Source organism: Brassicibacter thermophilus (assembly GCF_055378355.1).
The window spans coordinates 1685215-1707871 of record NZ_AP042446.1; the positions used below are offsets into that span (position 1 = coordinate 1685215).

Below are 22657 nucleotides of genomic sequence, written 5' to 3' on the forward strand. Positions count from 1 at the left end.
TTGTACGTGAAAGGAGAAACAAATGAGTAAAGAATCATTAATCAAATTAGGAGTTATAGATGTTCTTAAACAAAATTATATGCCTTATTCTATGAGTGTTATTATGAGCAGAGCTTTACCTGAAATAGATGGTTTAAAACCATCTCATAGAAAATTATTGTATACAATGTATAAGATGGGACTTCTCAAAGGAAATAGAACTAAATCTGCTAATATAGTAGGAGCTACAATGAGATTAAATCCTCATGGAGACAATCCAATATATGAAACAATGGTTAGGTTAACGAGAGGTAATGAGTCTTTATTACTACCTTATATCGATAGTAAAGGCAATTTTGGTAAAGTTTATTCAAGGGATATGTCCTATGCTGCAGCTAGATATACAGAAGCAAAATTGGATAAAGTAGCAGAAGAACTTTTTAAAGATATTAACAAAAACACAGTGAATTTTGTACCAAATTATGATAATTCTACAGTAGAGCCTAAATTGCTTCCAACTACATTTCCAAATATACTTGTTAATCCTAATATAGGAATTGCAGTTGGTATGGCAAGTTCTATACCTTCTTTTAATTTAAAAGAGGTATGCCAAACTACGATAAAATATCTTCAAAGCAAAACTGGAAATATTGATTTACTGAAATGGCTACCTGCTCCAGATTTTTCAACTGGTGGAGAGATAATTTATAACAAAAAACAAATGGAAAAAATTTACCATACTGGAAGAGGTAGTTTTTATTTAAGGGGTAAATATAGATTTGATAAGAAAAATAATTGTATAGATATTTATGAAATTCCATATACAACAACAATAGAAGCTATTATAGAGAAGATAACCGAACTGGTAAAAAATGGTTTTATAAAAGATATTACAGATATAAGAGATGAAACAGATAAAAGTGGTTTGAAAATAACTATAGAATTGAAAAGAAATACTGACCCTGATAAACTAATGAAAATACTTTATAAGAAGACACCTCTTAAGGATAGCTTTTCGTGTAATTTTAATATTTTAGTTAATGGAAATCCTAAAGTTTTAGGAGTGAAAGGTATTTTACAAGAATGGACAGCTTTTAGAATAAGGTGTATCAATAGACAATTGAAATATGATATAGATAAAAAATCTCAAAATCTACATTTATTAAAAGGATTGAATAAGATACTTTTAGACATAGATAAGGCAGTTAAAATAGTGAAGGATACTAAGAAGGATAAGGATGTTGTAGCAAATTTAATGCAGGGTTTCGATATAGATGAAACACAAGCTGAGTTTATAGCTGATATAAAATTAAGAAATTTTAATCAAGAATATATACTTAATAAGACAAAAGATATTAAAAAACTTGAAAAAGAAATAAAACATCTTGAAGACATATTGAATAATGAAGAAAAGAAAAAAAACATAATCATCGAACAGTTAAAAGAAGTAATAAAAAAATACGGACAGGATAGAAAAACGGAATTAATTGACGAAGACCAAATTGAAGTTTTAACAAATGAACAATTGATAGAAGAATATAATGTTAGGATTTTCTTGACTAAAGAAGGATATTTAAAGAAAGTACCTGCTATATCTTTGAGAGGAGCTACTAAACAAAAGCTCAAGGATGGTGATTTAATTATTCAAGAGATAGATACTACAAATAAAGCTGAATTACTTTTATTTTCAAATAAACATACTGTATATAAAATAAAGATATACCAATTAGAAGATACAAAGACAAGTAATTTAGGTGATTATTTACCAAATGTATTAGGCTTAGATAATAATGAAAGGATTATCTATATTGTGGCTACTACCGATTTTAAAGGATATATGCTATTCTTTTATGACAATGGAAAGTGTGCAAAAGTTGAGATGTCAAGTTATAAGACAAAGACAAATAGAAGTAAATTAGCTAATGCATATTCTAATAAAGGAAGATTAGTATATTTAACTTATATTTGTGAAGATAGGGAATTTGTTGCTATTAGCAGTATTAAAAAAGTGTTAATTTTTAATACTAAACAGATTAATCCTAAAACTACTCGCAACACACAAGGAGTTCAGGTTTTAAAATCAAAAAAAGGAAGCACATTATCTCAAATAAAAGAATTACATGAAGTAGATTATGAAGATCTAGATTATTATAGAGGAAATATTCCTGCTATAGGTACTTACTTAAAAAAGGAAGATGATAAAGATAAAAGTGAGCAATTAGCTTTAATATAAATTATTGTATGTCCTATGAATGCTAATAGATTTAATAGAACTAAACAATTGAATAATACAGCTATGTAGTATAGAAGATAAGCCTTATAAGACTTAAGTCTTATAAGGCTTACTACTCTAAATTAAGGATAATATAAATTCTTTATATGAATTAATAAGTACTATAAAAATTGCAATAGGAACAATATACTTAATTAAAAATGCCCAGATATTTGCTAGTTTAAATCTTATTCCTGAACTTTCAATTTCTTTTATAGCCTCATCAGCCTTTAATACCCAACCAACAAAAATACAAAGTAAAAAACCACCTGTAGTGAGAAGAATATTAGATGTAAGTTTATCGTAAAAATCAAAGAAATTTAAACTTCCTATTACATTTAAATCTTTCCACATACCCATTGATAATGAAGCTGGTATTCCCATAATGAATATAATTAGACCTATTATAATAGTTGTTGGTATTCTTTTTTTGTTTTTTTCATCTACAAAATAGGATACAGATACTTCTAGCATAGATATTGATGATGTAAGAGCTGCAAAAACAACTAATAAAAAAAATACAAAGCAAAAAATACTTCCCATAGGCATAGAAGCAAATACTGCAGGCAATGTAATAAACATAAGACCTGGACCTTCACCGACTTCAAAACCTAGAGCAAAAACTGCAGGTATTGTTGCTATACCAGCTATTAAAGCAACAACTGTATCTAATATTGGTATTAAAGCAGCAGCATTTAATATATTGTCTTTCTTGCTTAAATAACTCCCATAGGTTACAATAACACCCATACCTATGCTTAAAGAAAAGAATAATTGACCAAGTGCATTTTTAGCAACATCCATAGTTATTTTAGAAAAATCTGGGACGAATAAAAACTTTATACCTTCAATACTTCCACTAAGAGTAATACTTCTCAATGAAATTATTATAAGCATTATTAGTAATGCAGGCATCATTATTTTTGAAGCCTTTTCTATCCCGTTACTTATGCCTTTTAATACTATAAGTACAGTTAATAACATGAAGATAAATTGATAAAAAATTAAATTGCCAGATGATGACATTAGATTAGAAAAGATTGTACCGTAATAATTAGGATCTCTAATATCTAGTGTACCCATTAATGCATTTTTTAAATAGTATATTACCCATCCTCCTACTGTTGAATAAAATGCTAATATAAAGAAACCACAAATAACTCCTAATGCACCAACAAATGACCATCTTTTGTCAATACTTTTGTAAGCTCCAAACACTGATAGTTGAGTTTTCCTACCTAAAGTAATAGCAGCTAACATAAGAGGGAAACCAATAAATATTAAGAACAATAAATATAAAGCTACAAATGCTCCACCACCATTTGTTCCTACACTATACGGAAATTTCCATATATTTCCTAATCCTATTGCTGAACCTGCAGTTGCTAAAATAAAACCTATTTTTGATGACCACTTATCTCTCATGAAAGACCTCCTTTATTTATAATAATTTATAAAAAAGCTTCGCCTCTATTAATAGAGGCGAAGCTAATTCGCGGTACCACTCTACTTTATCCTTTATTACTTACATAAATAATAAAATATTAAAGGATAATCTTTATTCTAGTCTGCATAATGCTAAACTATAGTCCTTATAAGGGGGACATACCTTTGCTCTTACTCGTTATACCTTTGGGAGCAAAAACTCAAGAGTGAACATACACATCAGCTTGTAAAACCGGCTCTCACCTTACCCGACTCTCTGTATTTATAGTTTTGATGCTTATATCTCTTTCATAGTTTTTATATATTTAATTTATAATTAACCTAATTTTTATTTACTAAATTCTTATATACTAAACGATTTATTTAATTATATTTGTAATATTATCGATTGTCAAGAATATTTATAAATTTTTTGTAATATTACTGACTAAAATAAAAAATAGAGAAGATGATCGATTAACTCCTATATGATAATTTTAGACTTTATTATAATAAAAAACACTAATATAATAAAGTCCTTAAAAATCATATAGAATTTTTCATCAATTGCATACAAACCTTGTTAGTATGCAATTGATTTTAGACTATAATACGAACTTTTTAAAGAACGTATATAAGTCTTAAGTTAATTATCATCTTCTCTACACTATTATTATTAACAATTTTATTGAAATTATACAAAACATTTATTGGAATATAATGTTAATTTATAATTTAAACAATGTATAATTAGATATACTTTTGACTATGTAATTTGTTTATTAAAATTTATTAAATTTTAATGAAACTGAGTAATAAAATAAACAATCATAACTTTAAAGTAATTATATGACTTTTTAAATCATTATTAAATTTGTAAGTTTTAATTGAAATTATGTAAAAATTTAGATAAAATAAATGTATAAATAATATCAAATTTTATAATATTATAGGAATTAGGGTGGTATTTGTTATTGAAGGGAGTATATGGAGGTGTTTGTTTTAGTAGGTGAATTAGTATCATCATTATTAGAAGGGTTAGTTATACTAATTATTTTTTCTTTATTAACTTACAACAAAACGTACATAATAGATAATAAATTAAAGTCAACATTATTTATTTTGTTATATACACTTTTTTCAGCCACAACTGTATTAAGTTTACATATTCTATTGCATATTATTGTATTATTACTTTTTACTGTATTTATTCTTGCTTTTTTTACTTCAACAAATCTTTCTACGTCTTTATTAATAACTATTATTTCAACAATTTATTTTTTTGCAACTGAAGGTTTTATATTAATTATAGTTGCAATGATTTTAAAAACTGATATCAAAACTTTAATAAAAGAACCTACTTTGTATTTAATACTTAAATTTATAAGTATAATATCACAAATAATATTACTTAAAGTGTTGTGCAAACTAAAATTTCCAGTTATAAAAAAATTTTCTTATGATTATGAAAACTATTCTATTTATTATAATAGCATAGGAGTTTTTTTAATTGCTATTTGTATTGGAATTATTATTTATATTCCTCAGAATGCAAGTAATTTATTTTTATACAAAATTTTATTATTTTTAATTTTCATTATTTATTTGTTTGTTGGGATTGTTGATTTAAAAGAAAAAAATAAATTAGTTAAAGATAGTAATAAATTAAAATTGGAGAAAGAATATGTAAGCAACTTAGAAAACACGATTAATATTATTAGAAGAGAAAAGCACGATTTTGCTAATCACATAAATACTATATATGCGATGTGTGTTTTAAATAAACCAAATACAATTGAAAGAATTAAAAATTATTTAGAAAACATATCTAATAATTTAAAGGCATCTTACAGTTTTTTTGAAACAGGAAATGATTATATTGATGGATTATTAGCAGTTAAAAGTAATTTTACATTTGAAAATGATATTGTTTTAGATGTTGACTTTGAGGATCCTTTATCATGTTTAGATATAGAAGACAATGATTTAGTTAGAATTATAAGTAATATAGTAGACAATGCTTTCGAAGCAGTATTGTCTAAAAAAAATAAAGAATATAATGTTGTTTCTATATCGTCGTATATAGAGGATGATAAATATTATATATCAATTTCAAACAATGGTCCACAAATACCACCTGAGTTGATTGACAGAATATTTGATAATGGATTTTCTACTAAATCTATGAGAAAAGAAAAAAATCATGGCTATGGGTTATTTACTGTTAAGAGGTTAGTAAATAAGTATAATGGAAAAATAAATGTTTATAGTACAAGTGAAGAAACAGAATTTTTAATAACTTTTCCTATTGGAAAACAAAAAAAAGCAAAAAAAATATCCGGTTAAATCCGGATATTTACATATCTGGGGTGATTCTTCTTAGTATTTCTCTAATTTCATCATCAAAGTTTGATACAGGACTGCCATCTTGAATATCTCTTGACATATTTCTTATTCTAGTATACAAGTCTGCATCTGCAGTTATTGACACTTTTTCGACTTCTTTATCAGTATTTATAGCAGTTTTTCTGATTTCTTCTTTTAAATCATCTGTAATTTTTCCTTCTAGATTATTATTTATGTCTACTCCAATTATTGCAGTATTTCCTGTTATTACTACTGTTGCATTATTAACATTTTCAAGATTTTCTACATTATCAGCAATTTTTCTAGCTCTAGTAGCCATATCATTAGTTGAATTATTATTTTCTATTTCAGTATTATCATTTGGTTTTCTTAGAGTATAATTTTAGTAGGCAAAAACAACAAAAATGAAAAAGATGCCCGAAAGCACCTTTAACATATATGAATCATCCAATATAATAGTAATTAATAAGAAAACTATAAAAGGGATGATTACATGTATAATATAAGTTTAGATGAAAAAGAAATTAATTTCAAGAACTTAGAGAAAATTATATATAAGCTTGTATGCCGACAGGCATGTGAAATGCTCGTAGAGCTATTAGAAAAATTAGATAATAAATTAATGAAAGAAAGAGATAAAGAAGAATATAGAAATAAAGGATTAAAGAAAACTACCATAAAAACAATAATGGGCGAAATTGAATATAAACGTAGAATATATCAATATACTACACAAGAGGGTAAAAGAGGTTACAAATGCCTTTTAGATGAATACTTAAAAATGGAAACCATAGGACATATATCTACAAATCTAGTAGAAAAAATAGTAGATCTAGCAACAGATGAATCATATAGAAAAACAGCAAATAAAATAACAGAAATGACAAACCAAAGTATAAGTCATTCAGCAGCTTGGAACATAATACAAAACTTAGGAGAACAACTAAAACAAAAAGAAAAACACGAAATAAAATTAAACAACGAAGAAAAATTACAAGGCAAAAAAGAAACAAAAATATTGTTTGAAGAAATGGATGGAGTGTGGATAAATATCCAAGGTAAAGATAAAAAGACTAAGGGAAAAGAGAAAAAAGAACTAAAATTAGGAATTTTTTATGAAGGCTGGGAGAAGAAGCATGAGAAAAAAGATAGATATGTACTAAAGAACAAAAAAGCATATGCAAGCTTTGGAAGTAGTAAAGAATTTAGAAAACTAAGACAAGCCAAAATAGCGAAACAATATAATACTGACGAAATAGAAACAAAAATAGTAAATGGAGATGGAGCAAACTGGATAAAAGAAGTTATAAAAGAAGACAATTCACACTTTCAATTAGATCCATTTCATAGAAATCAAGCAGTACTTAAGAACATAGAAGATAAGAAAAAGGCAAAAGAAATAATAAAGAAACTAAGCAATGGTAACATAGAAGAAGGATTAGAAATGATAACAAAACTAATGATAGAAAACAATGATAATCAAAAGAAAATGAAGAAATTACAGGCACTATATAATTACCTAGTAAACAACAAAGAAGGGATAGTGCTCTACAAACTTCGCCCAGACATAAATATGCCGCAACCACCAGAAGGAATTAAATATAGAAATCTAGGAACAATGGAACATAGCATATGTGATATATTAGCACAAAGGATGAAAGGGAATAAAACAAGTTGGTCAATACAAGGAGCCAGTAACTTAGCCAAGATACTAGCAGAAAAAGCAAGCAAAGAATTAGCAACAACAATAAAATCACTACTGAACAAAGAAATAAAAGAAGAAAAGCTTGAAGAAATAATAGAAAAAGTAGGATTAACAGCAGCAGAAGTAAATAAAAAGCCAAAGAAAAGCAAGATATACAAACACAAAAGAGCAAGCATGCCATTTAGTCAATGTTCAGTAACTAACGGAAGAAAAGCCATAAAGGACATGTTAGGTTGCAAATGTGCAAGTCAAATGAACCTAAGTTTTTAATATCTAATATATTATATAACTTAAAAGAATAAGCTAACATACGATACCTATGCTCTAATATAAGCCTAAAAAAATACAACATAATAGAGCATTAATACTGATGAATAAATAGAATTAGACCTAAAAATAGGGCTCTCAGACTTATTGTTATTCTATAATCATAAGTCTAGTATTATAGAATAACAATTTTGAAATCATTGTAAAGTATATGTAAATTTATTTTTAAAATTGTAGAAAGTATAAATAGAATACTCTTGCCCTATCGGGCATAAAAACATAATTAAAACAGCAAAATTGGATGATTAAATTTAAAAATAATAATTTTGCCAACTTTTACTTGACAGTATCTTTGGTTTTTGTGATGCTTGACATCCAATTAATCCAAAAGATATAGTTAATAAAAGCACAGCTATAATAGAACAAAACTTAAAACTTTTTTTCATTGTTAACACCTCCAATTTTATTGTGTACTTAATTATTGTTTTTATGATAAAATTTAAATGTTATTGGTGATTAAAAATGATATTATATATAATTATAGGATATATAGTCATTATATAATAAATGTAAAGGTGATGTATTATGAAAAAAATTAGAATAATTAAAGTAAAAAAGAAATATTTAACATTAATGGTTTTAATTTTAATATTTTCAGTTGTAATTATTAAAATAAAAAATAATCAATCTTTAAATACTAACTCTTTTAGTTTTTCAGATGAAGTTATTGTTATAGATCCAGGACATGGAGGCATTGATGGAGGGACTTCAGATTCAGAAGGATATTTAGAAAAAGATATCAATTTATCAGTAGCCTTAAAACTTAAGAAATATCTAAATGATAATGGAATATCTGTTATCATGACTAGGGATAAAGATATGTCTTTAGAAAAAAAAAGTAATTTAGATGCATCAAGACATTTAAGAGATTTAGATGCTAGAAAATCAATAATTAATAGTAATGATTTAATTAAAGTTTTTGTTAGTATACATGTTAATTCTAATACAAGTAAAAAACCTAGAGGAATCGAAATATATCACTATCCGACGTCTGGAGAAAGTAAATATATTGCAGAAATGTTGAAAGAGAAAATCGATAAAGTTGTGTATAATGATTATTTACATTACGAGGATTTACGTTGTAAAATTGTGCCTGAAAATTTCTTTATTTTAAGAGAAACTAATAAACCAGGCGTTTTGGTAGAAATAGGATATATATCAAATGATATTGATAACAAATTACTAAAAAATGACTCTTATCAAAACAAGGTTGCTAAAGCTATAGGAGAAAGTTTGATAGAATATTTAAATGAATAATAATTATCATAATGAATTTTATCATAATTGATAAATAAAAATAAATTAAATAATTATGGTAAGATATAGCAAAAAAAATTAATATTTTATATAATTAATATGGAACTTTTTAAAAATAATATCGTCTAATAATTGTAATACATAAAAAAAGGGGTGATAAAGGTTGTCGTTAATTGAACTAAAAGAGATAAAAAAGTATTATAAAAATGGTCAAATTAAAGTTAAAGCATTGGATGATATAAGCTTGAACATTGAAGACAAAGAATTTGTTTCTATAATGGGGCCATCTGGTTCTGGCAAGTCCACATTATTAAATTTAATAGGTTGTCTAGATCTTCCTACATCAGGTACATATCAGCTTGCTGGAAAGAGAGTTGAAAAAATGAAAGACTGGGAATTATCAGAAATTAGAAATGAATTTATTGGGTTTGTTTTCCAGAAATTTCATTTATTACCAAATTTGAATGCTATGGAAAATGTAGAACTTCCCCTTGTTTATAGAGGTATGAGAGGTAAAGATAGACGAAAAAGAGCTGAAGCAGCATTAGAGTCTGTAGGTTTAAAAGAAAGAATGCATCATTTACCATCTCAACTTTCTGGTGGAGAACAGCAAAGAGTGGCTATAGCGAGGGCTATAGCAGGAAATCCATCATTAATCCTTGCTGATGAACCTACTGGAGCCTTGGATACAAATTCTGGTAATAATATAATGTCTATTTTTCAAAAGCTTAATAAGGATTTAGGAATTACTATAGTTCAAGTTACTCATGAAAGAGAGATAGCTTTATATGGTCAAAAAATTTACCATGTTAGAGATGGTAAAATGGAAAAAGTTGAAATCGTAGAAAACAAATAATATTATAGCAAAATTATAGAATTAATATTAATTAATAATTTGGAGGTGCATAAAATGACACAACGTGTCTTAACTATAATTTTAATATTAGCGGTAGTTTTTTTGGCGGTTTTTATGCGTATAATGAATTGATGCCTGAAAAAGTTGAAGAGACAAAGGGACCTACATATGTAACTCATAAAGTGGAAAAAGGTGATATTTCAGTAGGAGTAGATGTTTCTGGAAGATTAGAAGGATCTTGGTCTAGAGAAGGTATGATTAGAGCACCTGAAAACAAATATTATGATATTCCTTCTTTTCAATACATAATAGATGAGGTATTAGTAAAACAAGGAGATACAGTAAAGAAAGGACAAACACTAATCAAGTTAAAAGCTCCTGATTTACTAACTAAAATAGAAGAGACAAGAGAAAAGTTAGAAATAAAAGAGCAAGATTTATCAGATATAACTGGAGTTCCAGTAGATAAGTTAGATAGTGTAAATCCTGCAAAAGGCGTAACTATAAAAGCAGATATTAGTGGAAAAATCACTAATTTGAATGTAAAAGAAGGAGATGAGAAAAAATCAGGCGATTTAATATGCAAGGTAGTAGACGATTCTAAATTTAAAATAAGAGCAAAACTAACTCCATCAGAAGTTAAATTAGTAAAAGTAGGTCAAAAAGTTATGTTGAGTTTTTCAAATTTTGATGGTTTTACTGAAGCGACAATTACTGATATTAATGAAAATCCAACACCTGATATTGATGAAAATGGTAATGCAAGAGGATTTGTGCATTGGATAACAATCGAAGGAGAAAATCCAGGTTTAGTTCAACCGGGTATGGAAGTTAGAATAGGATTATCTAATGATGAAAGTAATACAAACATAAATTTCTTTGTAAACAATGCAGTTGTTGAAGAATTTGTAAAAGAAACAAGAATAATTAATAGAATAGATGGAATAATTACGGAAGTATTAGTACATAATATGGAATCTGTTAAGGAAGGCGCACCAATAGTTACATTGGCTGGATCAGATACTCAAGATAAAATTCAAGAAAAAATTGATGAAATTAAACAATTGAGATCAAGTCTTGAAAATATGGAATCTATGTTGGATGAATTAGAAATCAAAGCAGGTATCGACGGAGTTATTGGATATATTAATTCTGAAATAGGTGATTCTGTTGATGCAGGAAGATATCTTGGAGAAATAATTAATACGAATGAAATGTCGATGAGTGTTATGGTAGATGATAGAGACCTAATATATGTTCATGAAGATGCAGAAGTTAAAGTGACTGTAGATGCACTTCCTGGTGAAGTTCTTGAAGGTAAGGTGCTATATGTTGATACATGGGGACGTGAAGTAAATGGAATAACTAAATACCAAGTAGGTATAGAAGTAAAAGGAAATTCAAAATTAAAACGTGGTATGCAGGCAAAAGGGCGCATTGAGGCAGGTAGTGCAGAAGATGTATTACTTGTACCAATAGATGCTATATATGAAGAAGATGGAAAAGCTAAAGTAGAAATATTAAATTCTGATGGAACTACGAAAGAAGTTACTCTTGAATTAGGGCTTATGAATGACCGCTATGCAGAAGTTAAAAGTGGACTTAAAGAAGGAGATTTGGTTGTTTTGGGTAGCAGTGAAGACATATTGCCAAGTCAAAGTATAAAATCAAATGATACTATTTTACCAGATAACGAGGATAATAGTGATACAGGCAATGGAGAGGGTAACACAGATAACAATAACAACTAATAGGGGGATGGTTAAATGGCTGGTAAAAAGCGATTTTACTCCTTATTCACAAGATGGTGGTTTACAGCGAAAATGGCTGCTCATGGTGTATTATCTAACCCTTTAAGATCCGCTTTAACAATTTTAGGGGTTGCCATAGGAGTAGCTTCTGTAGTAAGTCTTATGGGAATAGGAGAAGGAGCAAGGCAAGCAGTAGTAGAACAGTTTAAAAGTTTAGGAATGAATGTCATAACTATCAAGGCTCATGATCCTTCTGTTGAATTCTATCCTGAAGAAGCAGCAGATTTAGTTGATAGAGTCAAAGGATTAGAAATGGCTAGTCCTGTTGTTCAAACTAAAGCTTTGATGAACTGGCGAAGAGCTAGTGGAAATGTTAAAATCATAGGGGTAAATGAAAAGTTTCCTGAAATAAGAGACCATGAACTAATATCAGGAAAATTCTTTACAAAATGGCATGTAGAGCAGAGATCTAAAGTAGCAGTTTTGGGATACAATATTGGGAAAGGACTTATGAATGGACGGTCACCAGTAGGGAGATATATTTCACTTAATGGGGATAGTTATAGGATAGTTGGAGTTTTAGCTCAAAAAGGTAGTGGTAATGCTGATGATATAGATGAAAAAATTATAATACCTTATACTTCAGCACTTAAAATTGCAGAAAAAATAACTGTTGATGAGATATGGGTTAAAGCTGCTTCTAAAGAAGAAGCTGACTTGGTTGTAGTACAACTAGGCAGAATATTTAGAAGAAAACTTGGTTTAATTCCAGGGCCTCCACTACCTACTGCAGTAGTATCAGATGAAAATGGTGCTGAAGGAGAAAGCGTTGAAAAAGTAAAAGCAGAAATGGCTGAATCAGAATCTCAAGAAGATAGTAAACCTGAAATTCCAGGATTAGGAGAAGATTTAATAACTATTACTAGTTTAAATCAGCTTGTAGAAGAAGCTGATAATGCAAATAGAATAATGACTTTGTTATTAGGAGGAATAGCAGCAGTTTCACTACTTGTAGGTGGACTAGGTATTATGAATATAATGCTTGTAGCAGTAACAGAAAGAACAGAGGAAATTGGAGTAAGAAGAGCATTAGGAGCTAAACAAGGAGATTTATTATTTCAATTTATTTTAGAAGCATTATATGTTAGTGTAATAGGTGCATTGGTAGGTATAGTTGCTGGCATATTAGGAATGAATGTATTTAAAAACCATGGTTTTGAAACTGCTGTAAATATACAATCAATAAAAATTGCAACTGTTGTAGCATTATCATCCGGACTTTTATTTGGAGTATATCCAGCAATATCAGCGTCTTCTTTACCACCTGTTGAGGCATTAAGAAGACAATGATAAAAATCGTCAATTTATCGTGGATATAAGATAAATTGACGATTTTTTCATTTGAGGAAATTATGTAATATTATAATTTATTAAGTTTAACTTTTATCTTTTAGTAATCTTGTAGTAATTATGTTATTTCCTTAATTGAAATTATTATACTTAATTTACCATAAAAATTAAGTATAACAATATAGTATAATGAAATTATGTTTTAACTTATATTTTGATTTTTTAAAAACTAGATTTGTATTTGGTTTTATTTAGTAATAAATTTGGAAAATTAAATAAATTATCTTATTATGCATTATTAATAGAAAAAAATGGATATTTTGCAAAAAATATTACTTAAAAGAAGGATATTAAATAAATAAAGAGAATATTAAATAAATAAAGAAAAAGAAGGTGAAGGAATGAAAGAAGTAAATAGACCTAAATTAGGTGACCTTTTACTTTCTGTAGGAATGATAACTAAGGAGCAGCTAAGTTATGCTCTTGAGCAACAAAAAAAGAGTGGACGGAAGATTGGAGAGACCTTAGTAGAGGCTGGCTATGTATCTGAAATTGATATTATCCAAGCATTAGAATTTCAGCTTGGAATACCTCATGTTGATTTAGACAAGTTTTTTATAGACCCAGAAATACCTCAACTGATAAGTGAAAACTTAGCAAGAAGGCACATTATAATTCCTATCGATAAAAAAAATGGTAAACTTGTGTTAGCTATGGCTGACCCTTTAAACATATTTGCGATTGATGACGTAAATATGTCCACTAATATGGAAGTTGAACCAGTAATATCTACTAAACAAAAAATATTATCTCTAATAGACCAATATTATGGTAAACAAAGTGCTGAAAAAGCTATAGAAGATTTTAAAAAGCAATACCATGTAGATAATATTGAAAATATAGATGAAGAAGTATTAAATCAGATAAACAATGCACCTGTTGTAAGATTAGTTAACTCTATTATAACTCAAGGTGTAAAGTCAAGAGCTAGTGATATACATATAGAGCCTTTTGAAGATATAGTAAGGATTAGATTCCGTATAGATGGCGAACTTAATGAAATAATGAAAACTGCTAAATCTACTCATTCTGCTATATCTACAAGAATAAAGATAATGTCAAAGATGAATATTGCAGAAAAGAGAATACCCCAGGATGGTAGAGTAGAAATGAATATAGATGGTAGAGATATTGATTTAAGAATATCTACTTTGCCTACTGTATATGGCGAAAAGATAGTAATGAGAATTTTAGATAGAAGTAGCTTTCTTATTAGTAAAAATAATTTAGGGTTTACTGATGAAAATCTAATGAGGTTTGAAAATATCATAAGGAATCCAAGTGGAATACTATTAGTAACTGGACCGACTGGTAGTGGAAAAACCACAACTCTTTATGCAATATTAAATGAACTAAATAAAATTAATAAGAATATAATTACTGTTGAAGATCCTGTAGAATACAGATTAGAGGGAATAAATCAAACTCAAGTAAATGTAAAAGCAGGATTTACATTTGCTACAGGATTAAGATCAATACTTAGACAAGACCCAGATATTATTATGGTGGGAGAAATAAGAGATGCCGAAACTGCTCATATTGCAGTAAGAGCAGCTATAACTGGTCATTTAGTTATAAGTACTTTACATACTAATGATGCTCCGTCTACTATTACTAGATTGTTGGACATGGGTATAGAGCCATATTTAATTTCTGATTCGTTAATTGGTGTTGTAGCTCAAAGATTAGTAAGAAGGATATGTCCTAACTGCAAAACTGAGTATTTACCTTCGGAAGATGAAAGAAATATATTAGGCATTAATGATGTAAGTACAAAGCTATATAAGGGTAAAGGTTGTAATCAATGTAATCATACTGGGTACAAAGGCAGAATAGCTATTCATGAAGTTATGCCGATTACCAAAGAAATTAAAAAACTTATAAGTAAAAAAAGTGGTATTGAGGAATTGAGAAAAGAAGCAATTTCAGAGGGTATGAAAGTCCTTATGGAAAATGGAAAATATTTGATACTGAAAGGTATTACAACATATGAAGAAATAATGCGTGCAACATATACAATTGATTAGGTGGTGTTTTGATGGATATATTAGCATTATTAGAAAGAACAGTAGAGCTAAAAGCTTCTGATTTACATATTACAGTTGGGTATCCTCCTGTAGTAAGAATAAATGGAGAATTAAAAAAAATAGAAAAAGAAAGTTTAACCCCTAGTGATAATTTAGCTTTAGTTAAGGAAATATTAGATGAAGAGAAATTTAATAAACTTGAAGAAGTTGGAGAACTAGATTTTTCTATGTCTGTTAGTGGACTTGGAAGATTTAGGATAAACATATATAAACAAAGAGGAACTTATGGAATGGCAATTAGATCTGTTCCATTAAAAGTACCAAGTTTAGATGATTTAGGTCTTCCAAGTATAATTGGTGAACTTGCCATGAAACAGAGAGGCTTGGTGCTTATAACTGGTGCTACTGGAAGTGGTAAATCTACTACTCTTGCAGCTATGATAGATAAGATAAATGAAGAAAAAAGTTGTCATATCTTAACTTTAGAGGATCCTATAGAATACCTTCATAAGCATAAGAAAAGCCTAGTTAATCAAAGAGAAATAGGAAGTGATAGTAAATCTTTTTCAAATGCACTTAGAGCAGCACTAAGACAAGACCCAGATGTAATTTTAGTTGGAGAGATGAGAGACTTAGAAACAATGCGAATAGCTTTAACTGCTGCAGAAACGGGGCACCTTGTACTTTCTACTTTGCACACTATTGGTGCTGCAAATACTGTAGATAGAATAATAGATGTTTTTCCTACTCATCAAAGGCAGCAAGTTATTATGCAATTATCAACTGTACTACAAGGAGTCGTTTCACAGCAGCTTCTTCCAAGTGCAGACGGAAGAGGAAGAGTGTTAGCATTAGAAATCATGATAGCAAATACAGCTATTAGAAATTTAATAAGGGAAGGTAAAACTCACCAAATTCAAACTGCTATTCAAACAGGCGGAAAATATAAAATGCAAACTATGGATAACTCTATATGTCAACTTTATAAAAAAGGAGCTATTTCATTAGAAACTGCCATTACATATTCTATAGATAAAGAATATGTAAAAAGAACAATTGGTGTATTTTAAGAGGTGAGCATATGCCAAATTACGCATATATTGCTATAAAGTCTAATGGAGAGAGAGTAACTGGAAATTATGATGCTAAATCTGAAGATGAAGTATTATCTATGATAAGGAATAAAAATTACTATCCAGTTGAAATAAAAGAAAAAATAGAAGGCAAGAACGTAAGTAGTATTAGTCTAAAAAATAAGATTAAAACTAAGGATTTAGCTGTTTTTTGTAGACAATTTTATTCTATGTTAAAATCTGGAATATCCATAGTAAATTGTATTGACATACTTAGACGGCAGACTGAAAAAAAGTTAATGAAAGAAGTTCTTGAGGATATATATGAAAATCTTCAAAAGGGATTTACTTTTTCAGAATCTTTGAAAAATCACAAAGATGTTTTTCCAAGATTATTGATAAACATGGTTGAAGCTGGTGAAGTCAGTGGTACCTTAGATATAATAATGGATAGGATGGCAAATCATTATGAAAAAGAAAATAAGATAAATAATAAGATAAAGAGTGCTATGATATATCCTATAATATTGAGCATAGTAGCAATTGTTGTAGTTATTTTTCTATTGGTAGTAGTTATGCCGACATTTATTGGAATGTTTGAAAGTAGTGGTACTGAATTACCTAAACCTACTAGAGCACTTTTAGCTATAAGTGACTTTTTGAAGGGATATTGGCATATATTTATCCTTATTGTTGTTGGGGCTGTTTATGGTATTAAAGCATATTTTAAAAGTGAAAAAGGAAACATTATACTTGATAAGAATAAACTCAATATACCAATTATAAAAAATACAAATATAAAGATCATAACTTTAAGATTTACTAGAACATTATCTACATTATTAAATAGTGGTATACCCCTTTTAGATGCATTAGACATAGTATCAAAGGTAGTGGGTAATAACTTTGTCGCAAAAAATATACTTGCTTCAAAAGAAGAAGTAAGAAAAGGAAAAGGTTTAGCTGAACCTTTGAACAATATTGGGATTTTTCCTCCTATGGTTGTGTCTATGATAAAAATAGGGGAAGAATCAGGTACGCTTGATGAAATATTGGACAAGACTGCAGATTTTTATGAAGAAGAGGTAGAATCATCTTTGCAGAGATTGACAACTATGCTTGAACCTATTATGATTGTATTTATGGCCTTAATAATTGGGTTTATAGTCATAGCTATGGCGATGCCAATGTTTGATATGGTGAATACTGTGAGTTATTAAGGTAATGCTTGAATAAGTTGCGATGAAAGTTGATTTTCCAAGGCATTGTAATTAAACAGTTTTGCTTTTTAAAACTTAGCTGACATTGAAAGGAGGTGAGAAAGATGATAATGGCTATAAGTAAAAAATTAAAGAATAATAAAGGTTTTACACTAGTTGAGCTAATAGTAGTTATTGCAGTATTAGGTATATTAGCAGCAATAGCAGTGCCAAGATTAAGTGGAGTTACAAAAGATGCAGCTGAAAAAGCTGATTATATTGCAGCAGCTAATGTAGGTAGGGCTGCAGAAGCATATGTGCAGATGAATGGTATTGATTTTGATGATGGAGAAACAGAAAAAGAGATAACTAGTAATATTGTTGATAATTACGTTGATAGTAATGATTTAGTAGCTCAAGTAGAAGATAATAGTGGTAATAATTATGAATTTTTTGTATTTGCGTTAAGAAATTCAGAAGACATAATTACTATTGAAGTATATCGTGGTACTGATAGCGATAAAAAAAATGAACTTCTTTATAGAACAGGCGAAGACAAAATCAACAACTAAATCAAAAAGAGTGATATTATGATTTACTTAATTATACTTTTTTCTCTTATAATAGGTTCATTTTTAAATGTGTGTATTTACCGCATACCTAGGGGAGAGTCAATTGTATATCCGCCTTCTCACTGTACTAAATGTGGGACAAGGCTTAAAGCTTATGACCTTATCCCTATTGTAAGTTATATTATTAATAGGGGAAAATGCAGATACTGTGGGGAGGGCATATCCCCTCAGTATCCAATGGTTGAGTTTTTAAATGTGGTTTTATATATATTGTTGTATTTAAGATTTGGTTTTAATATATTATTTTTTAAGTATGCTTTACTTTCAAGTATACTAATCGTTGTTGCTTTCATTGATTATTATTATAGTATAATACCAAATAAAATATTATTATTTGGTATTATTGCCACAATTTCATTAAATATATTATATAATTTTCCAAGTAGCTTTTTAAATGGGGCTTTAGGACTAATAATTGGTGGTGGTATATTTTTTATTATAGCTTTGATAACAAAGGGTGCTATGGGTGGTGGAGATATTAAGCTTATGGGTATGCTGGGATTTTCTTTAGGTTGGAAATATATTATACTAATTACATTTTTATCTTTCATCATTGGTGCTTTTATTTCTATTATATTGATAATTCTCAAAATTAAAAGTAGAAAAGATTATATTCCATTTGCTCCCTTTATATTTTTAGCTACAGTTATATCGATTTTTTTCGGTTCTCAGATAATTCAATGGTATTGGTTTTTATTTAGTTAAATTATAGTACAAACATATTTACAAAGGGTGGTTACGTGTTTAGCAATAATATACTATCTATAGATTTAGGAAGTAAATATATAAAAATTGCAAGAGGTCAAAAACTACGTTCGTTTACTACTATTAATAAGTTAATAGTTATCCCAACTCCTAAAAATTCTATTGAAGATGGAAAAATATTAAATTTAGACAATATTAAAACTTCTATAAAAAATGCTTTAGACTCGGAGAAAATTCATGGAGATAAAGTTGTATTCACTTTAAAAAGTACTTCAGTTATCATTAGAGATGTGATTTTACCACATGCAAAGGAAGAAGATCTTAAATCTATGGTAAAATATGAAATAAGTAATTATTTACCAATAGATTTGGATGATTATGTTATAGAGTATAAGACATTAGAATGCGTAGAAGAAGATCAACTCAAAAAAGATAAGATTTTAGTTGCTGCACTTCCAAGGTCAATTGTTGATAATTATTTAAAATTAGCTTATGAATTAAAACTTAAGCCATATAAATTAGACCTTAGTTTTAATTCTATGTCTGCTTGTTTTGATAATGACGGTAACACTATTGCTGTAATAGACTTAGGTTATAAATATATTGAAATTACTATTATTTCAAATGGTAATACAGAGTTTTCAAGAATTATTAATCATGGATCAAGAGAATTAGATTTAAGCATTGCGAACTATTTTAATCTTACATTAGAAGAAGCCGAAAGAATAAGAAAAGAGTACTCCATGAAGGAAAATGAAAGTAGAAATAATGCTGCAATGTTAAAAAATGCTATAGAAGAAATATTAATAACTTGGATAGAAGAAATTAATATAATGTTTAAATTTTATAAAAGTAGAAATACAAACAATAAAATAGATACTGTGTATATATATGGCGGTGGTGCTAAACTAGAAGGAATATGTGAGTATTTTAGCGACTACTTTGAAATTCCTGCTTTTAAAATAAAAGATATAACTGGTTTAAGAAATGCAAAAGGCATAAAAATAGATTATGATCTGTTTTTAAATTGTATTGGTGGTATTATGAAATCATAGGCAGGTGATGGCATGAAAGATATAAACTTTTTTTCTTCTTATATTGATGTGCAAAAAAATTCAAAAAAAAATTCATTATTTTGGGGAGTTTTAATTGCATTTATATTAATTTTTACAATAGGTTTTTATAGCTGGTACTATTTAACCAGTAAATATCTTAGTGATGAAATAGATGAACTAGATAATTTTATAAATTCTGAAGAAACAATTAAAAACATTAATGAAATAAATACTTTACAAAATAAATATAAACTTTTGAATGAGTATTACGACATTGTAAAAATAATAGATAATAATATTTATTCTAAAGATATAATAAATGAACAATTTTTAGCAAATATTTCTAGACAAGTACCAGATGATACTTATTTTACAGCTATTTCTATTACTCAAGAGGAAATGCAAATACAAGGTATATCAAAGAATAGAACTTCAGTTGCTGAACTTGAATATAATCTTAAGTTATTAAATAATATAAAAGAAGTTCACGTTTCAAATATATCTGGAAATTTAGAAGAAAATAATGGATATGTATTTTCTATGACATGCTTACTAGAGGGTGACAAAAATGAAGTTAACTGAGAGAGAAAAAAAATTAATTATTGTATTAATAATACTAATAGCAACTATTGTTTATTATAGATTTATTTTACAGCCACCTTTAAATAAGTTAAAGATATTGAATGAAACTAAAAATGATAAAAGATTAAAAGCAGAACAGATAAAGAGCCAAATAAAGTTGAAAGAAAAAGTAAATGATGAATACAAAATTCTTGGATATAAAATAAATAATATTTCATCTAGATATTTTTCTGAGATAAACCAAGAAAATATAATACTTATTATCGATAATGTATTAAAACAGTCTGGCATACGTGAAAGTTCAATTTCTTTTTCAGATATAAGTATAAAAGATTTAAACTCTGACGAAGAAACGGATAATGAAGAAACAACATTGCATGAATTAGCACGGGAAATTAACAATGATGTTTTGGAATTAGAAAAAGAAAGTGATAAAGATACGGAAAAAAATATAAATGAAAATTCTCAAGTGGAAGGAATGACTGCTGTTATTAACTATGAAGGTAGTTATAATCAACTTTTGAAATTTATATCTCTCATTGAACACAATGAAAAAAAAATAGTAATTAACATGATAAATGCAGTCATGAATGAAGGAGTATTACAAGGTAGTATTATATTAGAATTTCATGCAATACCTAGTTTGATTAATGCAAATGAAGAAAAATATAATTGGGATTTTTATAATAATTATGGAAAATATAACCCATTTTCTATTATTTCAGATTTGAGTGAAAGTACAACTAAAGAAGAAAACCTAGTTAGAACTCAGTCAGATTTTATAATGATTGTAAAACCACTAAGTTCAGATTTGCCTGCTCTTACGTTAGGTAAAAACAAAGATAGAATAGGTGAAACAAGTATTTATGCTGATAATAGTGGAATTGAAGACATTAATATTTATTTTTTAGAAAAAGATGGGAAACTGTACTATAAATACAAGTCAGAAAAATATTCATATCCTAAGGATTTTAATAAATGGGTTGAGTTTATACCTTATAGTGACAACATTAATATAAAAGTTTATAGCGAAAAAAGAAATTCTCTTGAAGATGTATCAGGGGTTAATATGATTATTAATAATGATACTAACTATAAAGTAGTGGTGACCATTGCAAATGATGATATTGAAAGACCTAGGGTTCATATACAGAAAGAAAAAGGTAAAATTGAAGTAGTAAATAATTGACAAATTGGAGTGAGTGATATGATAAAATTTAATAATAATCGTGGACTTACTCTAATAGAGCTAATTGTTACCTTGGGTATATTAGGAATAATTATAACTCCCCTATCTGCATTATTTATAAATTCTGCTAAATATAGTAGGTTTGCAGAGGATAAATTAAAAGCTACATCAATAGCTCAAGAGTATATGGAAAAAATTAAATCACAAGATATAGTAAATGAAGGAGAAAAAAGAGAAACAAGAGGAAATTTTGAAGTAATAATTAATATTGATGATGATTCGAGATACAGATTTTTAAATCTTGTCGAAGATGAACCGATTAGAGAAAGTAAGGACAATATAAAATATAATTTTACTGTAAAAGTTGGTAATGAAGATAGTATAGTAATTTTTGATGAGAACAATAGCTTATTATTTAATTATATCCTACCACTGAAAAATCTCCAAAAAGAAGATATTAAGGTACATATTGATAAATATCAGAATAAAATTGTTTTTAAGTTATTTATTGAAGATATATTAGATCAATTATTTGAAAAGCAAATAAATGATGAAAATACTAAAATAAGTATAGAAATATATGATAAAAATTTCATTATTGAAGCAGAAAATTATTCTGATAAAGATTTGAATATATATCTTAATGAGAGCATTAATTCAAAAGCTATATATGATTATAAAAATACTTATGGAGAAGTTACATGGTATAAGAATATAACTGATGAGAAAATAGAAATTAATCACAACAGTAGACTTTATAGTATTGAAATTACTGTCATGAAAGACAAGAAAATATTAACTAATTTAAAAGGTTATAAGGCATTTTATAACATGGGAAGTGTTTAG

At 27.8% G+C, this 22657-nt stretch carries 18 protein-coding genes, 1 pseudogene and 1 other annotated feature; of the genes and pseudogenes, 16 read left to right on the top strand and 3 right to left on the bottom strand.

Annotated elements, in window-relative coordinates; genetic code table 11:
• Positions 1-22 precede the first annotated feature (22 nt).
• Positions 23-2212 (top strand): DNA gyrase subunit A, encoded by a 2190-nt coding sequence (locus ACZ41D_RS07945; protein ID WP_464150903.1) that lies wholly within the window; start codon positions 23-25, stop codon positions 2210-2212.
• 117 nt (positions 2213-2329) lie between these two features.
• Here the strand turns inward: ACZ41D_RS07945 and ACZ41D_RS07950 are convergent, their stop codons facing one another.
• Positions 2330-3676 (bottom strand): sodium-dependent transporter, encoded by a 1347-nt coding sequence (locus ACZ41D_RS07950; RefSeq protein ID WP_464150904.1) that lies wholly within the window; start codon positions 3674-3676, stop codon positions 2330-2332.
• A gap of 50 nt (positions 3677-3726) precedes the next feature.
• Positions 3727-3998: a binding site (T-box leader), on the bottom strand.
• A 665-nt stretch (positions 3999-4663) separates the two neighbouring features.
• On the opposite strand from ACZ41D_RS07950, the gene ACZ41D_RS07955 reads away from it, so the two are divergent.
• Positions 4664-6022, top strand: a complete 1359-nt coding sequence (locus ACZ41D_RS07955; protein ID WP_464150905.1) for a sensor histidine kinase — start codon at positions 4664-4666, stop codon at positions 6020-6022.
• 10 nt (positions 6023-6032) lie between these two features.
• Here ACZ41D_RS07955 and ACZ41D_RS07960 read toward each other — a convergent pair.
• Positions 6033-6392: pseudogene (locus ACZ41D_RS07960) on the bottom strand (YhcN/YlaJ family sporulation lipoprotein); the annotation flags it as partial.
• 144 nt (positions 6393-6536) lie between these two features.
• On the opposite strand from ACZ41D_RS07960, the gene ACZ41D_RS07965 reads away from it, so the two are divergent.
• Positions 6537-8018, top strand: coding sequence for an ISLre2 family transposase (locus tag ACZ41D_RS07965; protein ID WP_464150702.1), 1482 nt, complete (start codon positions 6537-6539; stop codon positions 8016-8018).
• Between the two features lie 308 nt (positions 8019-8326).
• Here ACZ41D_RS07965 and ACZ41D_RS07970 read toward each other — a convergent pair whose 3' ends face one another.
• Positions 8327-8461 (bottom strand): hypothetical protein, encoded by a 135-nt coding sequence (locus tag ACZ41D_RS07970; protein WP_464150906.1) that lies wholly within the window; start codon positions 8459-8461, stop codon positions 8327-8329.
• A 139-nt stretch (positions 8462-8600) separates the two neighbouring features.
• Here ACZ41D_RS07970 and ACZ41D_RS07975 point away from each other — a divergent pair, with 139 nt between their 5' ends.
• The 13 genes from ACZ41D_RS07975 (at position 8601) to ACZ41D_RS08035 (ending at position 22657) form a co-directional block, all read left to right on the top strand.
• On the top strand, positions 8601-9332 hold the full coding sequence (locus ACZ41D_RS07975; RefSeq protein ID WP_464150907.1) for an N-acetylmuramoyl-L-alanine amidase family protein: 732 nt from the start codon (positions 8601-8603) through the stop codon (positions 9330-9332).
• A 163-nt stretch (positions 9333-9495) separates the two neighbouring features.
• Complete coding sequence (locus ACZ41D_RS07980) at positions 9496-10188, top strand: ABC transporter ATP-binding protein (RefSeq protein WP_464150908.1); 693 nt, start codon at positions 9496-9498, stop codon at positions 10186-10188.
• A gap of 131 nt (positions 10189-10319) precedes the next feature.
• Positions 10320-11939 carry an efflux RND transporter periplasmic adaptor subunit gene (locus tag ACZ41D_RS07985; RefSeq protein WP_464150909.1) on the top strand — a complete coding sequence of 540 codons (1620 nt, stop codon included), beginning with the start codon at positions 10320-10322 and terminating at the stop codon, positions 11937-11939.
• A 15-nt stretch (positions 11940-11954) separates the two neighbouring features.
• The gene (locus tag ACZ41D_RS07990; protein WP_464150910.1) at positions 11955-13289 is read left to right on the top strand and encodes an ABC transporter permease; all 1335 of its coding nucleotides are present in this window, start codon (positions 11955-11957) and stop codon (positions 13287-13289) included.
• A 401-nt stretch (positions 13290-13690) separates the two neighbouring features.
• Positions 13691-15376: a type II secretion system ATPase GspE gene (gspE, locus tag ACZ41D_RS07995; RefSeq protein WP_464150911.1), complete on the top strand. Its 1686-nt coding sequence runs from the start codon at positions 13691-13693 to the stop codon at positions 15374-15376.
• 11 nt (positions 15377-15387) lie between these two features.
• On the top strand, positions 15388-16446 hold the full coding sequence (locus ACZ41D_RS08000; RefSeq protein WP_464150912.1) for a type IV pilus twitching motility protein PilT: 1059 nt from the start codon (positions 15388-15390) through the stop codon (positions 16444-16446).
• A gap of 11 nt (positions 16447-16457) precedes the next feature.
• On the top strand, positions 16458-17669 hold the full coding sequence (locus ACZ41D_RS08005; RefSeq protein ID WP_464150913.1) for a type II secretion system F family protein: 1212 nt from the start codon (positions 16458-16460) through the stop codon (positions 17667-17669).
• A 104-nt stretch (positions 17670-17773) separates the two neighbouring features.
• Positions 17774-18220 carry a type II secretion system protein gene (locus ACZ41D_RS08010; protein ID WP_464150914.1) on the top strand — a complete coding sequence of 149 codons (447 nt, stop codon included), beginning with the start codon at positions 17774-17776 and terminating at the stop codon, positions 18218-18220.
• An 18-nt stretch (positions 18221-18238) separates the two neighbouring features.
• On the top strand, positions 18239-18985 hold the full coding sequence (locus tag ACZ41D_RS08015) for a prepilin peptidase (RefSeq protein ID WP_464150915.1): 747 nt from the start codon (positions 18239-18241) through the stop codon (positions 18983-18985).
• Between the two features lie 35 nt (positions 18986-19020).
• Positions 19021-20040, top strand: a complete 1020-nt coding sequence (gene pilM / locus ACZ41D_RS08020) for a pilus assembly protein PilM (RefSeq protein ID WP_464150916.1) — start codon at positions 19021-19023, stop codon at positions 20038-20040.
• Positions 20041-20052: 12 nt separating this feature from the next.
• On the top strand, positions 20053-20622 hold the full coding sequence (locus tag ACZ41D_RS08025) for a PilN domain-containing protein (protein ID WP_464150917.1): 570 nt from the start codon (positions 20053-20055) through the stop codon (positions 20620-20622).
• Positions 20609-21811 (top strand): hypothetical protein, encoded by a 1203-nt coding sequence (locus tag ACZ41D_RS08030; RefSeq protein WP_464150918.1) that lies wholly within the window; start codon positions 20609-20611, stop codon positions 21809-21811. Before ACZ41D_RS08025 ends, ACZ41D_RS08030 begins: the two co-directional genes overlap by 14 nt.
• 18 nt (positions 21812-21829) lie before the next feature.
• Complete coding sequence (locus ACZ41D_RS08035; protein ID WP_464150919.1) at positions 21830-22657, top strand: prepilin-type N-terminal cleavage/methylation domain-containing protein; 828 nt, start codon at positions 21830-21832, stop codon at positions 22655-22657.

Excerpts from the sequence above, each read along its gene's own strand:
- ACZ41D_RS08005 (WP_464150913.1), top strand. The coding sequence starts at position 16,458 with ATGCCAAATTACGCATATATTGCTATAAAGTCTAATGGAGAGAGAGTA.
- ACZ41D_RS07950 (WP_464150904.1), bottom strand. The coding sequence starts at position 3,676 with ATGAGAGATAAGTGGTCATCAAAAATAGGTTTTATTTTAGCAACTGCA.
- ACZ41D_RS07970 (WP_464150906.1), bottom strand. The coding sequence starts at position 8,461 with ATGAAAAAAAGTTTTAAGTTTTGTTCTATTATAGCTGTGCTTTTATTA.
- ACZ41D_RS08025 (WP_464150917.1), top strand. The coding sequence starts at position 20,053 with ATGAAAGATATAAACTTTTTTTCTTCTTATATTGATGTGCAAAAAAAT.
- ACZ41D_RS07975 (WP_464150907.1), top strand. The coding sequence starts at position 8,601 with ATGAAAAAAATTAGAATAATTAAAGTAAAAAAGAAATATTTAACATTA.
- ACZ41D_RS08010 (WP_464150914.1), top strand. The coding sequence starts at position 17,774 with ATGATAATGGCTATAAGTAAAAAATTAAAGAATAATAAAGGTTTTACA.
- ACZ41D_RS07990 (WP_464150910.1), top strand. The coding sequence starts at position 11,955 with ATGGCTGGTAAAAAGCGATTTTACTCCTTATTCACAAGATGGTGGTTT.
- ACZ41D_RS07985 (WP_464150909.1), top strand. The coding sequence starts at position 10,320 with ATGCCTGAAAAAGTTGAAGAGACAAAGGGACCTACATATGTAACTCAT.
- ACZ41D_RS08030 (WP_464150918.1), top strand. The coding sequence starts at position 20,609 with ATGAAGTTAACTGAGAGAGAAAAAAAATTAATTATTGTATTAATAATA.
- gspE (WP_464150911.1), top strand. The coding sequence starts at position 13,691 with ATGAAAGAAGTAAATAGACCTAAATTAGGTGACCTTTTACTTTCTGTA.
- ACZ41D_RS08015 (WP_464150915.1), top strand. The coding sequence starts at position 18,239 with ATGATTTACTTAATTATACTTTTTTCTCTTATAATAGGTTCATTTTTA.
- ACZ41D_RS07955 (WP_464150905.1), top strand. The coding sequence starts at position 4,664 with ATGGAGGTGTTTGTTTTAGTAGGTGAATTAGTATCATCATTATTAGAA.
- ACZ41D_RS07945 (WP_464150903.1), top strand. The coding sequence starts at position 23 with ATGAGTAAAGAATCATTAATCAAATTAGGAGTTATAGATGTTCTTAAA.
- ACZ41D_RS08000 (WP_464150912.1), top strand. The coding sequence starts at position 15,388 with ATGGATATATTAGCATTATTAGAAAGAACAGTAGAGCTAAAAGCTTCT.
- ACZ41D_RS07965 (WP_464150702.1), top strand. The coding sequence starts at position 6,537 with ATGTATAATATAAGTTTAGATGAAAAAGAAATTAATTTCAAGAACTTA.
- ACZ41D_RS08035 (WP_464150919.1), top strand. The coding sequence starts at position 21,830 with ATGATAAAATTTAATAATAATCGTGGACTTACTCTAATAGAGCTAATT.